This is a genomic window from Virgibacillus sp. 7505, assembly GCF_002272135.1.
GTDB lineage: Bacteria > Bacillota > Bacilli > Bacillales > Amphibacillaceae > Terribacillus.
On sequence record NZ_NPBF01000007.1, the window covers coordinates 1 to 14,317 of the forward strand.

General features: G+C 37.3%; 13 protein-coding genes. 1 reads left to right on the plus strand and 12 read right to left on the minus strand.

Annotated features, from left to right (window positions below; all coding sequences use genetic code 11):
* Positions 1-71: 71 nt before the first annotated feature.
* The 4 genes from CHH91_RS02460 to CHH91_RS02475 form a co-directional block, all read right to left on the minus strand.
* Positions 72-818 carry a DUF6339 family protein gene (locus tag CHH91_RS02460; protein WP_095221650.1) on the minus strand — a complete coding sequence of 249 codons (747 nt, stop codon included), beginning with the start codon at positions 816-818 and terminating at the stop codon, positions 72-74.
* A complete protein-coding gene (locus CHH91_RS02465; RefSeq protein ID WP_095221652.1) occupies positions 815-1,702 on the minus strand; it encodes a hypothetical protein in 888 nt (295 codons plus the stop codon). Before CHH91_RS02465 ends, CHH91_RS02460 begins: the two co-directional genes overlap by 4 nt.
* Positions 1,692-3,488, minus strand: a complete 1,797-nt coding sequence (locus CHH91_RS02470) for a hypothetical protein (RefSeq protein WP_095221654.1) — start codon at positions 3,486-3,488, stop codon at positions 1,692-1,694. Before CHH91_RS02470 ends, CHH91_RS02465 begins: the two co-directional genes overlap by 11 nt.
* A 343-nt stretch (positions 3,489-3,831) precedes the next feature.
* Positions 3,832-5,502, minus strand: a complete 1,671-nt coding sequence (locus tag CHH91_RS02475; protein ID WP_095221656.1) for a DNA cytosine methyltransferase — start codon at positions 5,500-5,502, stop codon at positions 3,832-3,834.
* Between the two features lie 227 nt (positions 5,503-5,729).
* Here CHH91_RS02475 and CHH91_RS02480 point away from each other — a divergent pair, with 227 nt between their 5' ends.
* Positions 5,730-6,155, plus strand: a complete 426-nt coding sequence (locus tag CHH91_RS02480; protein ID WP_095221658.1) for a very short patch repair endonuclease — start codon at positions 5,730-5,732, stop codon at positions 6,153-6,155.
* Between the two features lie 331 nt (positions 6,156-6,486).
* Here CHH91_RS02480 and CHH91_RS02485 read toward each other — a convergent pair whose 3' ends face one another.
* The 8 genes from CHH91_RS02485 to CHH91_RS02515 form a co-directional block, all read right to left on the minus strand.
* Entirely contained in the window at positions 6,487-8,160 is a 1,674-nt protein-coding gene (locus CHH91_RS02485; protein WP_095221660.1) for a DUF262 domain-containing protein, read from the minus strand.
* A gap of 196 nt (positions 8,161-8,356) precedes the next feature.
* Entirely contained in the window at positions 8,357-8,836 is a 480-nt protein-coding gene (gene rlmH, locus CHH91_RS02490; protein WP_095221662.1) for a 23S rRNA (pseudouridine(1915)-N(3))-methyltransferase RlmH, read from the minus strand.
* Between the two features lie 133 nt (positions 8,837-8,969).
* Positions 8,970-9,146 carry a hypothetical protein gene (locus CHH91_RS20425; protein WP_176465639.1) on the minus strand — a complete coding sequence of 59 codons (177 nt, stop codon included), beginning with the start codon at positions 9,144-9,146 and terminating at the stop codon, positions 8,970-8,972.
* A gap of 176 nt (positions 9,147-9,322) precedes the next feature.
* Positions 9,323-9,694: a DUF3899 domain-containing protein gene (locus CHH91_RS02495; RefSeq protein WP_176465640.1), complete on the minus strand. Its 372-nt coding sequence runs from the start codon at positions 9,692-9,694 to the stop codon at positions 9,323-9,325.
* Positions 9,695-9,766: 72 nt separating this feature from the next.
* Positions 9,767-11,368, minus strand: a complete 1,602-nt coding sequence (locus CHH91_RS02500; protein ID WP_095221666.1) for a peptide ABC transporter substrate-binding protein — start codon at positions 11,366-11,368, stop codon at positions 9,767-9,769.
* A gap of 14 nt (positions 11,369-11,382) precedes the next feature.
* Complete coding sequence (locus CHH91_RS02505) at positions 11,383-12,345, minus strand: ABC transporter ATP-binding protein (RefSeq protein ID WP_095221668.1); 963 nt, start codon at positions 12,343-12,345, stop codon at positions 11,383-11,385.
* Entirely contained in the window at positions 12,342-13,364 is a 1,023-nt protein-coding gene (locus CHH91_RS02510; RefSeq protein ID WP_176465641.1) for an ABC transporter ATP-binding protein, read from the minus strand. Before CHH91_RS02510 ends, CHH91_RS02505 begins: the two co-directional genes overlap by 4 nt.
* 8 nt (positions 13,365-13,372) lie before the next feature.
* Positions 13,373-14,317 carry an ABC transporter permease gene (locus CHH91_RS02515; RefSeq protein WP_095221672.1) on the minus strand — a complete coding sequence of 315 codons (945 nt, stop codon included), beginning with the start codon at positions 14,315-14,317 and terminating at the stop codon, positions 13,373-13,375.

The following is a 14,317-nucleotide window of genomic DNA, read 5'->3' on the forward strand; positions in this document are numbered from 1 at the left end:
CCCCAATCTCCTGTATTATTTAACATGCAATTATCTTATGAACTTATTATTAATAAAATAAAGTTAATTAATTAAACTTTTTCAGTTATTGTTAATTGTTGTTCCCATCTTAACTTCATTTCATCAATAATATATCTCAATTCATTGTCATCTAAATAATCCCATAATTTCACACTACCTGTTAGGTTAATATGCCGCGCTGCATATCTGATATAGTCACGGCTTTTTATTTTATAATTTTCTTTTAACTCATTTAATGAAATTAATGTAGCTTCTACCATTTTTTTATTTCTTGAGATAGTAGGGGTTTCCAAAATAATTCTGGCTATATCTTGATCTTCATTCTCCAACATTATACTTGTTAAGTAGAAAGGATCTTCATATTTTTCATTATAAGTAATATATCCAAACCACCAAAGACGTGCTAATCCGCTTCTCGAAAAGGGTCTCTCTCTAAAAAAATATCGATTCAAAATAAAATTCTTCTTATCTCCAGAGGTATGTTCTATAGGCCATCTTTCTCTCATATACTCCCAGTGAGTAACATGTGTCATAAAGGCCCACATTCTCTCATCCGCTACTTCCGAAAGAGTCAAGTCCGAAAAACTTCTATAAATTATTTTTGAGTTTACAAAATCTAATTTTTCATTATTGGAAGTCTCTGTTTCCAAATTAATAGTTGCACATAGTGCTTTTGTTTCTTCATCAATCATATCTTGGTAATTTTCTATAAAAGGCTTACTTGATAGATAATTTGGGACATTTACTTCCACATTACTTTTAAGTTTATTTAGATAATTGGAGTTAAAACGATTCATAGTTCCTCACCATCTTCAGAGTCATCCTCCATAATTGAATATAATGCTTTTAATGATTTTGAGAACGGATCATTTAGTATCCTTTGAGCCAAATTAATTGGTTCCTCGTAAGTATTCTCAGCTTCCGGATCTAGTCCAAGTGCATTTATTTTTTCAAATAGTATCTTAAACCATCGCAAATCAGAAGTTTCATTATAAAAATCATTGTCATCTGAAATCTCTTCACTCATAGCTTGTAGTGCAGCGGAAACTACAGGTATACCAATAAGTGAATGAAGAATTGGTTGTAGCTCATCTTGACCTGCCAAATTAGTATAAAGCGCATATATTTCTGAATTTAGACTTACTACAATGCGTTCAGTATTTAGAGTAATGGATATAGGCTCACTGCTATCACTTACATTCTTTTCAATTTGTATAATTGATTCCGAGTCACTTATTTGATCTTTTTCAATATTAATATTGAAATCATAACCAATAGCTAAAATATCACCCTTACTTACATTAAAAGTATAGCCTTTATAATCATCATCAAATTGAGAATTAGTATAATTCTCAATTTCAGTATTAGCTACAATAAAAGTACAAACCTCTATGCTTTTTTCAATTACAGATGCTTTTAAATTCACTTGTTGGACACTGGTAACGGAAGTCTCCAAAATTCTATTTTGTGTTTTAGCACATTCAATATGAACACAGTATTTGGCGTTATTATTTGCTATCAAATTTGTTAACTCTTTATTATTTAAGTCATGTTTAACTGTTAGAACAAATTCTTCTCTATTCACATCGTAAGTAATATCAGTTTCATATGAGCTCCCTTGATAATCTCCGGAAAAATCAGCTAATACCGGATATGGAAAGTGCCTTTCTTTAACTTTCATTTATTAGCACCTCCAAAGAAGCTCTAATTCTTTCATTTAATTCAATTCTTATTGTCTTTTTATCCGAATCATTAAAAGAAATTGGTCCGATTTGACTTTGGTTTATAACAAGAGACTTACCTGTTTCCAAATCAACTGCTTTCTTAATATCAGCCTTATAAGCTCTTGAATCTTCTCCCACAAAATTAACTGTCACATTTCCTTTACCGCCTGTGTTAGTTGAGATCTTAAGGTCATAAATCCCTTCACTGTTTCCTACTTCTATTGAACGAACACTAGCAATGCTAATACTAGGACTATTAGATTTGGTATTACTGGCTGTTTTCTTCCGTTCTATATCATTTTTATTATGTTTACTTTGTCGGCCTTTCTTTCTGCCAGCTAGTTTTGCAGTAGTCCTTTTCTTATTTCTTCTAGCCGATATTTTCATTGCTTTAGGTACAAATTTATTGTGATTTTCTACTAATTTGTTGCTATCATCTAAAGGATCTTCTTCATTTAGGTGATCCGGTAAGAATTGATTAAACCCTTTAAAATCTATTTTATTTGTCTCTTCAGTAATACTCATTTCTTTTATTGTCTCTCTTATAAAATCACGTAATTCATTTATAACTTTCTTTGCATAATCTTCATTTTCATGCCTAGAAGACTCCCATTTATCATGAGTGGGAGGCTCAGTTTTTCTAAGAAGTTGATTTAACTTCTCTCCTCTAATAATTGATACCCCCGAGAATCTAAATCCCACTCTAAATCGGTCCATATGTGTGATTTTCATCCCTGTATTTCTAACTAAAGCAACCCTTTTGGCATATTCTTCGTCTTTCTTTATGTAAAGATCAACTTCTCCTAAGCCAGCAATATCTTTAGTATATTTTCTTCCAAACTTAATTGCAGATAAATATTGATCAGCATATAAACCTTTATCTATTTGAATATACTTATCTATTAAGCTCTTTAACGAAGAATGATCTATTGTAATCTCTCCAACAGTTACAACTAGCTTTCTTTCATGAATAGAAATAAAAAAGTTTTCGATAACAGCCTTTATGATCTTTTTTTTCCAGTCCTCATCTTTTAGAAAAGCAGCAATATACACGTCGGTACCTACTTCTGTGCGCTTAAACTGAGTTTTTATACTACTAGGGTTAGTGATGGGCTTTGTTTGACTCTTAATTCCGTAAAAACCAGTTCCTCTTGTTTCTTCGTTATTATATTTATGAGAAGCAAGTCTCGAGACTCCTTGAAACCCCTCTTCTCCATTAATGTTTAATGTACTATAGAATACCGTTCTCAAAATTGAACACGCAAAAGGAGCACTTTTTCCAATACCAAATGAACCTCCCGCACTCCCGCCTTTATTACTAATACCTACCGACTTTACAAGATTTTCCCAATCGCTTCCTTCGACATTTACTCCCTGTAATCCTTTAGTGTTATAATCACTAACTCTTAAAAAAGTGAATTCATCATTTTTCTCGAGCATATCTAGTCCCTGTGCAAAAAAAACTTTCGCTTGCTCAGGAGTTCTTTTATACTTTAAAGAAGATTCAAAAGCATTACTGAGTCCTTCTCTATCAGGAAATTCTTCTCTTTTAACAGTAAACTTACTAAAAGATACTTTTACTGGATTGTTTCTATCCAGAATAGCATCAGTAGAATTTTGTATAATTTCTCTAGCTAGTGATTCAATTTGGTTACCACGAAAGCTTTCTACACCTGAATCATTTAATCCTTCTGGTTGCCCACCTTCAGCATTTATAGGAAAATACCATTGGTATTCCAACATATCTTGCCTCCATAGATCTTTTATTGTTGAATTGTACTAGTCTTATAATACCATATATTATTTTCTTCTTCCCAATAAATGTGAATCAATGGCTAAAAGAGACCAACTAGAAGTATGTCCTCTAATTTACGCGACCATTGATGTTTATATGATTTAACTACATACTTGTATTGCAGATACAGTTACATACACAAACTAAAGAGCCTAGACACTAGCTGTCTATTTGACACTATATTAATTAAATAGACTTTTTTCTTTTTCTATTAAAAAGAGGTTTGTATTTAAAGCATAAAATTTAATCTGACCTTCATTCATTGTGATCGAACCATAATTTAAATTACTTTTATTCTAAATACTCCAACATCTTTCTTGCAACAGCATTAGCCAACTTTGGAGGAACTGCGTTACCAATTTGCTGGTAACGCTCATCTTTTCTGCCTTCAAAGGCAAAACTATCTTTAAAAGACTGTAATCTAGCTGCTTCCCTAATACTTAAAGCTCTTGCTTTAGTAGGATGTTGCCACATTGATTTACGAACATTAATGACTGTGGGAGATGGTTCATCATAATTTAAACGTAAGTAAACTGTGTTTTGAGTCCTAGATGCATCCTTATAGGATTCTTTCATATTATCCGGTAGGCTATGAAAATTCTTTCCTCCACTTTCTAGTATTTGTTTATATCGTTGCTGAATTAAATCTGAACTTTTAGTATTAATGTGATCGAATAATAATTTGTTCTCTATCCCCTCACGGTAATATCTTATAAGTTCATTACTATTTTTATTAACATAAATGCTCTCCTCATAGGATTCAATATCCTGTTGAGGCTCAATATCTTCTAAGTCATAAATTGCATCTCTTACTGTATAAACCTGTTTTGAATACGGCTTAGGTAATGTAACTTTTTCTTTTGTCTGATAAATACCCAACATCATAAATCTTTTTCTCCGTTGCGGCACACCAAATTGAGAAGCATCTAGTACACCACTATCTAGTGAATATCCGTAATAAGGAAATAGCCTCTTTAAATATTCAACTACATTATAAGAATAGACACCAATATGAACTTTAAACAGCTTATCCTTTACTAGACTGAATTTATCACAGTCTATATTTTCATCTTTAAGTTCCTTGCAACGAGTTAAAAACCGATTTAGATCAATAAAATCTTGGATCTTATCTTTTATCAAACCTGATGATGTTGATCTTTCTAATATGATACCCAAAGCTTCTATGGCATTAGTGATCACCAAATCCATGTCTAAATCTTTTTTAGATTTACTAAGAATAGAGAGAATTTGTTTTATTTCATTTTGTTCTTTACTACCTTTTAAACGAATTTGATCACTGCTTTTAATTCTACGTTCAATCGTACGAATACGGGAAATTAGAAAAGGTTCATTTATTAAAGGTTCCGGAACATCAGATAACTCTATGTAATTACTAATAATCCTTCTTAAACTATCGCTATCAAAATTTAGAAGTTCTATATAATCTCTTTTGTAAAGCGGGTCATGCTCTTCTGAAGAAATCGAATCTAAATGTCTCTTTGAACTAAAATCATTTTCATCGTTTTCTATAAAGTTTGTAACAAAAAACTTATGAACTGGTGAATCTATAGATTTTACATTTTCCATAAGAAATGCAATTGGTCTAATATCTCTAATTGCTCTTGCATATTCCTTTACAAGCTGATTATTCCCTGATATCAAGTAATTTTTTTGACGATTTGCATTAGAGAATCCTTGGCAAGGTGGACCTCCTATTATTACAGTTTTTCTTGGATTTAATTGAAGATCCTTAAAATTGATCTTTGAGATATCACTTGTATCAGAGGCTTTATCTTTTAATATAAGTTCTTTTCTACCCCCATGGTTTCTGATAAAGGTTTTTTGAGCTGCTATATTTAGCTCTACTGCACCTACTGTAGAGAAATACCCTGTTTGCTCAAATCCATTGCTTAAACCACCTGCCCCCGAAAATAAATCGATTATTTGATACTGTTTAGTCATTATATTAAATCCCTTTCTATGCCTTCATCTCAGAACGTATATTCTCATAATATTATTAGCAGCATACCTTATATGAAAATAAATTTCAAGTAGATAAAAACATCAATTTAAGCTTATTACGCGGTTTTTATAGTAATCTTAGAATAAATTCTAGAACTTTTAGTAGCGAAACAATTGCATAAGGTTACAAATATAGGGTAAGCAATAATATTAAAGGAGGAATATAATTGAAAGACAACTCGGCTAATGAACAACGAAGAAAAAACATGCAAGCCATACATTCAAAAAATACATCTATAGAGATAAAGACTGGAAAAGCTTTGTGGAATAGAGGAATTCGCTTCAGAAGAAATGTATCTTCTCTTTATGGGAAGCCCGACTTTGCAATTAAAAAGTATAAGGTAGTTCTTTTTATAGATGGGTGTTTTTGGCATGGTTGCGAATATCACGGAAATATGCCGAAAAGCAATAAAGAATATTGGTCAAAGAAATTATCCAGAAATAAAGAACGTGACATAGAAGTTACTAATCATTATATATCAGAAGGATGGAATATATTGAGAATATGGGAACATGAATTAAAATATAATTTCGAGGAGACCATAACTAAGATTGTCTCTTTTATAAATGAAGCAAAGCAATTAAAATTATAATTTAAGATTAAACTTGTGCTGAAAATCTCAAAAAAGCAAATCAGCAGTGATTCTTAACTAAGAAGAAAAAGCAAAGACTCTTTCTAACCTAATTTACTACCCTAACCTATTGGTATTATCAATTTTTAATTAACAAATTGATCTAACATCACTCACTTTAAATAATATACAATTAAATTAATAGGGTGGAAATACAATACAAAAAAGAAGCCTAAAGTAAAGTATCGTATCAACTGATAATTATACTCAGAAAACACGACGCTTTCTTAAGACTCCATAGTTGTAAATAGAAAATATATTTAAAACCAAACCACTGATACTTAGTATTTTATTACTTAAGACTCCATTTACTCTTTAATAAGTCAATCAACTTTTTCTGTCTATCTTCCAGGACTTTAGGAGTCCATTCATCTTCCTGTAAGACTTGAGTTGTTAACGCAAAAGTTGTTATTCCATTTTTTGATTGGAAATAAGATTTTTTCTTTTTACTAAAATCATAGTTTCTTGCTTGAGAATTTTTAGCTCGAGTTAACAGGACTAAATTTCCTAGTTTATGCACATATTCCGATGGTTTCTTAAAATTAACTAACCAATCACTATCTTCTTTTGGCGTTTGCGGAAGCACATGTTCAACTGTAATAACTGAGTGATCATAAAACGGTTGTCCATTGGTTAGTAAGGAATCTAATCGGAGCAATACATACCTTCTTACTGTATCTTTTAAATCTATATAGACATCTCCATTAAGCTTTTCCAAGACCGCCTTTTTATCGTCTTCTGACACTTTTAACAAAGATTCTTTCGAAAACACTTCAATCCCCTTTTCCATTTGTCTCAAAATCTGGGAATACTTGGACATTCGCCAATTGAAATTTTTTCGCAATACCATACTAACTCCTGCAAACTGTTCTAATAGGTCTAAGAACTCTTCTAATTTTTCGTTAAATTCTCGCATGTAGTACATTGCTACAGGAATCCAATCATTATTATCAATTCTATTTAGCAGGCTTAATACTTTTATAATCTTTGGTTGTCGGCTGTAAAATGATCGATAATCAACAAGTTTTAGATAAATCTCACTATATGGAATTAATAAATCATCTATGAAGTGTTTACCATTTACATTAGAGAAGATCTCCTCGTACTCATCCTTATAATTTGCACTTCCTTTTCTTTTCTGAATAATCATTCGTATGTGATCAAATAACTTATTGAACCTATCCCGTCCTAAAGTTACTTCGACTTCCTCCCATTTGTTTGTATATAAATCATGTTCATCTTCAGGTATTGTGCCAATTACACGTGCTTTAAAGATATCACTAGGGAGTAAATCTAATCCACGATCATTCAATACAGTAAAAATTCGAAAAGCAGAATCAAAATTTGGAGTAGAGACCACAACAATAAAACAGAGGGTAGCTAAAACTAAAGGTAGTATTTTCACAGTAGATTCATCTAAGTCATTTAGGCGTTCCATATAATATATCGCATTGTCTCGAATCGCTTTTTGACTGTCCGTTTTGAATGGTGTATTTTTTGCTATCTTATGTGTCATACCTTTTTTTTGGATGTATTTTTTTAGGAATTCATCATCTCTATTCCGTAAATGTAGCCTATACGTATCCTTTGTGCCTAAAATCTTACTTCCTTTTTGAACCACCATCTGTTCAATATCATCAGCATAGTCATCACTAAGAATATCCCTTAGAACAGAAAATAAGATAGTAAGTGTTGTTAAGCGTTGTTGGCCATCTAACACTTCTGATTTTGGACCATCATTCTTTACTAAAACCACGCTGCCTAGAAAATAAGGTTCATCTACATTATTAATATTATTTTCTGCAATATCATAATGTCTAATAAATTCTAATATATCATCCAAAAGTTCCCCAGCTTCATCTGTTGACCATGAATAAGGCCTTTGAACAGAAGGTATAGTAAATAAATAGTCATCTGAAAAAACCTTATGTAAAGGAGTCTCCTGTGCTGTTAATTTTGTCTTCATTGTCATTCCTCCTACCATATAATTCGATTTCATTCAATTGTGAAATTAAGTTTCAGAGCGATAACTACTAACAATCTAACACAAATAGTTTATAAAATTTATTATTAATCTATTTTAGGTTTAGCCTAGCAGTAATACAATAGATATGAAGATATTCATATCACCATTTAATCTCCCCACGGAATTAGTTATACAGTTACTTATGATACGGTTCCCCCTTAATAATCCGAAACGCCCGATAAACCTGCTCCACCAACACCAGCTTCATCAACTGATGCGGAAATGTCATTTTCGAAAACGATAGCGGATAATCACTCCGCTGCATAACTTCCTCACTCAATCCCAATGATCCTCCAATCACAAAAACAATCTTACTCTTTCCATACGTTGCTAAACTGTCAATTTTCGACGCGAGTTGTTCGGATGTGATCATTTGGCCTTTTATTTCCAGGGAAATGACGTAGTCGTCGGGGCCGATTTTCGACAGGATGCGGTCGCCTTCTTTTTGTTTGACGATTTGCATGTCTGCTTCGCTCAGGTTCTCCGGGGCTTTTTCGTCGGGTACTTCGACTAGGTCTACTTTGGCGTAGGCGCCGAGGCGTTTAGTGTATTCCTCGATGCCTTGCTTGAGGTATTTCTCCTTTAGTTTACCGACGCTGATAATGGTAATCTTCATATGTTTGCCTTCTTTCCGTCCAATTTGTCTCTATCTGTCATTATATAGCTGATTGGCGGAGTTTACACAGTGTTTTATGAAGAATGATGGAGTAGATTTCGTGTACTTTGAGGGATGGTCTTCCATTTCAGAATTATTTCCTACGATATTTATTCACTTCTCTGCCATATACGACCATGCTTATTACAAATAAGATAGTGGAAAGCCAAGTCACAATGCCGCTCCATTCTCCATCCAAGAGCGTTACATTGATAAGATTACTAATGTGCATAACGGCTATGATAATAATCAGAGTCGTGAGTGTTCTCATATGGTAAACCTCCTAAATATCACACTTCAAGTCAGTGATAGTTTTCATCTTTAAAATAGAGTCTCTTTTAATTACGTATACCCTACACTTAAGTTCCATCAAAAACAGCCCCTCCTGCTCGCACAGAAGAAGCTACTCTTATATGCTTTGTTTTCTTTTCTATACCCCTCCTCTTCTTAAAGCATAAATATAATAATAATCACAGAGGTAAGTATAGAGCTAGTCCCTACTATAAAAGTGCTTTGCGTAATACGAGCAGCTAAATTAGCTTTGAAAGTCCTCATGTTAGGATCATTTCTCATTTGGCTGTCTGCCTGTTCTGCAGAGCGCGATTTACGAACCATGCGTTCACCGATTATTTGGAAGCCTTGGATCAATGGAGTTAGGAATCCTGTATGCAGGATGAGTGCTATTGCTGCGATTATGATTAGGATGAGGCCGATTAAGAATGCGATATTAGATACATCTGCTAAAGAAAATGGAGCAGTAACTGTTGCGATGTACCAACCGAGGAGGGTTAAGAAGAATAGAGAGACTTTCCACTTCATTTTACGTGCTCCTTTCATATGTAACGGAAAGCGAGATCTGTCAGAGATCCCGCTTTCCATCATTTCAATATGTTACTCAGATACTTTTTCTGCCCATTTCAGGTAAGGGTAACGGTTTACCGGATAGACAATGTTTTCGAAGTTCTGTGAAGTCAGGTAGTTGTTTGTATAATGGTAGATTGGGTTGAATGGCAGATCTTCCATTAATACTGCTTCTGCTTGGTGCAATAAGTCATAACGTTTTTCTGGGTCTTGTTCTACTTTGGCATCGGCCATAAGCTGGTCGTATTCTTCATTCACCCAGTTTGTGCGGTTGTTCGGGCTGTCACCTAGGTAGTAATCCAGGATGACAACTGGATCTACAAGGACGCCAATCCAGCCCATGCGAGCCATTTGGAAGTTTCCTTGCTGTGTTGTATCCAGGTATGTTTTCCACTCTTGGTTTTCAAGCTTCACATCAACGCCAAGATTGTCTTTGTACATTGCTTGTACTGCTTCCGCAATTTTCTTGTTGTTTTCTGCTGTGTTATAAGCGATGGATACTTCCGGCAGCTCTGTCCAGCCTTCTTCTTCCATTCCTTCTTCCAGAAGCTTTTTCGCTTCTGCTGCGTCTTCTTCGAAGTATTCGCCGCCAGCTTCACGGAAATCGCCTTCTGGTGTTTCCACACCTGGTGGTACAAATGCATATGCTGGTGTTTCACCTGATTTGGTCACGTTCTGTGTCAGGGTTTCGCGATCCACTGCAAGCGTGAATGCTCTTCTGATTTTTTCATTTGTGAATGGTTCTTTTTCTACATTGAACATGTACATGTACGTACCGAAGTATGGTACTTCGCTATATTCTTCTGATTCCTTCTCTTGCTCAATCACATCAGATGGCAATGTTTGAATCAGATCCAGCTCACCTGTCTTGAACATTTGATAGTAAGTTGTTGCATCGTTGACGATCTTGTAGGTTACTTTGTCGAGTTTTACAACACTGTTATTCCAATAGTTTTCATTCTTTTCGATGACTACTTCACTGTCATGCGCCCATTTCGTCAGCTTGAATGGTCCGTTACTTACATACGTATCTGCTTCTGCAGACCAAGCGCTATTTTCTTCCACAAGCTCCTGTTTTACCGGATAGAATGTCCACATGGTCAATAGTTCGTCGAAGTAGCCAAGCGGTGCTCCTAGTTCTACTACAAGTGTTTTATCGTCTTGTGCAGTAATACCAACGTCTTCTACCGCGCCATCACCTTTGTTATAAGCTTCTGCACCTTTGATATAGTACATGTAGAATGCGAAGGAGCTGCCTGTGTCCGGATTCAAAACACGTTTCCAGCCGTACTCAAAGTCTTGTGCTGTTACGTTGCTGCCATCGGACCATTTTGCATCGTCACGAAGGGTGAATGTGTACGTTTTGCCATCTTCGGAGACATCTACATTTTCAGCGGCTCCAAGAACTGGATTTCCGTTTTCATCCTTTGTATAAAGACCTTCAAATACGTGATCCAATACCCAGCCGGATGTCGTATCTGTTGCAAGTGCCGGATCCAGATCCGGCGGCTCACTCATTGCATTCACTGTGATTTCCTGCGGAATGTCTGCTGCGCTTCCTCCTGAGCTGCCATTACTGCAGCCTGCAGCAACGATTACAAGTATCAGCATACCTACTAGCCATTTTTTCATAACATCTTCCCCCTTCAAATTTGATTATTGTAAAGATGACACGCAGTCCAGTGCTTCTCTTTCACTTCGCGCCACTCTGGCACTTTCTTGGCACATACATCCATCGCAAATGGACATCGTGTCCGGAAACGACAGCCGCTCGGCGGGTCGACTGGACTTGGCGGATCGCCGTCCAACACGATTCGTTCACGTCTTTCAGCTTCGGGATTTGCGATAGGAATAGCAGATAATAGCGCTTTTGTATACGGATGAAGCGGATCGTGAAACAGCTCATCACTGTCTGAGAGCTCCATCATTTTCCCTAAGTACATGACACCAATTCTGTCACTGATGTGCTTGACCATGCCTAAATCATGGGCAATGAATAAGTATGTCAGATCCTCTTGTTCTTTTAAATCCTCCAGCAGGTTGATAACCTGTGCCTGAATTGATACATCAAGTGCTGATATTGGTTCATCGGCAACGATAAATTTCGGTTCAACCGCCAGCGCCCGGGCAATCCCAATCCGCTGCCGCTGCCCGCCGCTGAATTCATGCGGGTAGCGTTTGGCATGCTCTGGCTGCAGCCCAACTCTTTCTAATAGCTCATACACACGATCCTGCCGGTTTTTGCCTGTCGCTAATTTATGCGCATCAATCCCTTCAGCAATAATGTCGCCAACACGCATCCTTGGATTCAATGAGGCGTGCGGATCCTGGAAGATGACTTGAATTTCCCGGTTTATCTGTCGCTTTTGCTTCTTATTTAACTGACTCAAATCCAGGTCATTGTAGACGATCTTGCCTGAGGTTGGGTCTTCCAAGCCGACTATCGTTTTGCCGAGCGTTGATTTACCGCTGCCGCTTTCTCCTACCAGGCCGAATGTTTCGCCTCGTTTTATTTCAATGGAGATATCATCGACAGATTTAACGGTCTTCTCTTTGCCAATCGGAAAGTATTTCTTCATTTGCTCGATCTGGATGATCGTTTCTGTCATGACAACTGCCTCCCTGCTGCAACCAATTCTTTGAGGGCTGGTGATCTGGAATCGTTCAGCCAGCATTTCGCTTCATGTCCGCTATCAATCGAAAAAGCAGGAGGCATTTCTGCTACACACACGTCCATCGCATATTTACACCGTGGTGCAAACGGACAGCCCTTCGGAGGGGAAAATAAATCCGGCGGTGCACCTTCGATTGGTACTAAGCGCTTTTTATCCCCAGCATCTATATCCGGAATCGACTCCAGCAGTCCCCATGTGTAAGGGTGCTTTGGATTATGGAATAATTCATTAACCGGAGCTGTTTCAACAATCATGCCGCCGTACATGACAGCAACCCGTTCCGCTGTCTCTGCAACAACTCCAAGATCATGGGTAATCAATATAATAGAAGTATCCATTTCGTCTTTTAGATTTTTCATTAAATCCAGTACCTGTGCTTGAATGGTTACATCCAATGCTGTCGTCGGTTCATCCGCAAGAAGTACCTTCGGATGACAAGCCAGCGCGATGGCAATCATGATCCGCTGGCGCATCCCGCCGCTGAATTCATGCGGATACTGCTCATAACGTTCGGCAGGGTTTGAAATGCCGACACGCCGGATCATGTCAATCGCGCGTTCCTTCGCTTCCTGTCCCTTGATGTTTTGATGCGCCGTAATACTTTCTGCGATTTGTTTACCGACCTTCATTGTAGGGTTCAAGGAAGTCATCGGATCCTGGAAGACCATACTGATCTGTGAGCCTTTCACCTTTTGCATATCCCGCTTGGATAGCTTTAAGAGATCCTGCCCTTCTAAAAGCACTTCTCCGTTTTTTATTTTGCCTGGCGGAGTTGGGATCAGGCCCATGATGGATTGCACGGTCACACTTTTCCCGCTGCCGCTTTCGCCGACTATGGCTAGGATTTCTCCCTTATCGACATGAAAGGAAACATCCCGGACAGCTTGTACTTCTCCTCCATATGTCTTAAAACTCACTTCCAAATTATTCACTTCCAGTAAGCGTTCCAACATCCCACCTCCTATTTAGTTGCTTTCGGATCAAGTGCGTCTTGCAGGCCGTCGCCGAATGCGTTAAACGCAAACATGGTGAGGGCAATCATGAAACCTGGGAAGAAGAGTCGCCACCACTGCCCGCTGAGAATAACGCCTAAGGAATCGTTCGCCATCGTTCCCCAGCTGGCAAAAGGAGCCTGAACTCCTAATCCGAGAAAGCTTAAGAATGACTCCGCGAAAATGGCGGATGGTATCGTAAAGGTTAGGTTCACGATGATGATACCTGCTGTATTTGGAATCAAATGCCGCCAAATGATTTTGGGGTGGGAGGTCCCCATCTTTTGGGCAGCCAATACATATTCCCGTGACTTCAGCTGGAGTATCTGACCGCGTATAATCCTGGCCATCCCTACCCAGCCGGTAACCGACAGCGCAATGATGATCGATGTAATACCTGGCTCCATAATCACCATCAGCAGGATGACAATAAGCAGGTAAGGAATACCGTACAAAATTTCAACGATTCGCATTAAAATACTATCAATCCGGTCACCGAACTTGCTTCGGCCGGCCATGTAACCAGAGATACCTCCGATTGTTACCCCAAGGATGATATCGATGGCTGCGGCAATGAGCCCGATGGTAAGGGAAACCCTGGCGCCATACCAGGTTCTCGACCAGACATCTCGTCCTAAGTCATCGGTTCCGAACCAATGCTCACTGTTTGGTGCAACATTGGTGTTTACCAGATCCTGTTTGGCCGGATCGAATGGAACCATATGCGGACCGGCTATTGCCAGAAATCCAATCACGAGCAGCAGGGTGAACCCAAGCACTGCCATCTTGTTTTTTAGTACCGAAAGGATTGTTTCCTTCCACACGCTCATGCTCGGGCGCTGGATAGGGTCATGTCCTCTTTTTTCTGGTGATAAGGGGCGAAAAAGGGAATCATCCACGCGTTTAGCTTCCAT

Excerpts from the sequence above, each read along its gene's own strand:
- rlmH (WP_095221662.1), bottom strand. The coding sequence starts at position 8,836 with ATGAAGATTACCATTATCAGCGTCGGTAAACTAAAGGAGAAATACCTC.
- CHH91_RS20425 (WP_176465639.1), bottom strand. The coding sequence starts at position 9,146 with ATGAGAACACTCACGACTCTGATTATTATCATAGCCGTTATGCACATT.
- CHH91_RS02460 (WP_095221650.1), bottom strand. The coding sequence starts at position 818 with ATGAATCGTTTTAACTCCAATTATCTAAATAAACTTAAAAGTAATGTG.
- CHH91_RS02495 (WP_176465640.1), bottom strand. The coding sequence starts at position 9,694 with ATGAAGTGGAAAGTCTCTCTATTCTTCTTAACCCTCCTCGGTTGGTAC.
- CHH91_RS02470 (WP_095221654.1), bottom strand. The coding sequence starts at position 3,488 with ATGTTGGAATACCAATGGTATTTTCCTATAAATGCTGAAGGTGGGCAA.
- CHH91_RS02515 (WP_095221672.1), bottom strand. The coding sequence starts at position 14,317 with ATGGAAGCTAAACGCGTGGATGATTCCCTTTTTCGCCCCTTATCACCA.
- CHH91_RS02510 (WP_176465641.1), bottom strand. The coding sequence starts at position 13,364 with ATGTTGGAACGCTTACTGGAAGTGAATAATTTGGAAGTGAGTTTTAAG.
- CHH91_RS02475 (WP_095221656.1), bottom strand. The coding sequence starts at position 5,502 with ATGACTAAACAGTATCAAATAATCGATTTATTTTCGGGGGCAGGTGGT.
- CHH91_RS02465 (WP_095221652.1), bottom strand. The coding sequence starts at position 1,702 with ATGAAAGTTAAAGAAAGGCACTTTCCATATCCGGTATTAGCTGATTTT.
- CHH91_RS02505 (WP_095221668.1), bottom strand. The coding sequence starts at position 12,345 with ATGACAGAAACGATCATCCAGATCGAGCAAATGAAGAAATACTTTCCG.
- CHH91_RS02485 (WP_095221660.1), bottom strand. The coding sequence starts at position 8,160 with ATGAAGACAAAATTAACAGCACAGGAGACTCCTTTACATAAGGTTTTT.
- CHH91_RS02500 (WP_095221666.1), bottom strand. The coding sequence starts at position 11,368 with ATGAAAAAATGGCTAGTAGGTATGCTGATACTTGTAATCGTTGCTGCA.